Genomic DNA, 379 nt, shown 5'->3' on the forward strand with positions numbered 1-379 from the left:
CACCGGGCCCTCCGACTTCGCCGAGCCGAAGCGCCGCGTGTCGATGGCGTTCTCCGGGATGTACACCGTCTTCGACTGCCACTTCTCCGCCACCTGCCCGCGCGTCGCCCGCGAGCCCGTGAGGATGGCCGACGCGTTCTCCCGCGTGGACTTGTAGAAGGGCATCAGCTTGTAGACGTCACGCACGTAGCTGAGCCACTCCTTCTCCCGCCGCCGCGCACCGCCAAAGCCCTTGGGCCACGGCAGACCGCCGTTCATCGGGCCCATCAGGAAGGGCACCCCGGCCGCCTTGCAGCGCGCCGCCAGCGTGCTCGGCGTGGTGGGGCTGATGGGCGTGTAGCGATGCACCAGGTCGAACTCCTTCGCCTGGATGCGCGCG

Annotated in this window: 1 pseudogene; it reads right to left on the reverse strand. The window is 69.7% G+C overall.

Annotation, left to right across the window (positions count from 1 at the left end):
* A pseudogene (locus tag HUA74_RS45100) lies at nt 1-379 on the reverse strand (glycosyltransferase family 1 protein); the annotation flags it as partial.

Source organism: Myxococcus sp. CA051A, assembly GCF_013336705.1.
GTDB lineage: Bacteria > Myxococcota > Myxococcia > Myxococcales > Myxococcaceae > Myxococcus > Myxococcus llanfairpwllgwyngyllgogerychwyrndrobwllllantysiliogogogochensis.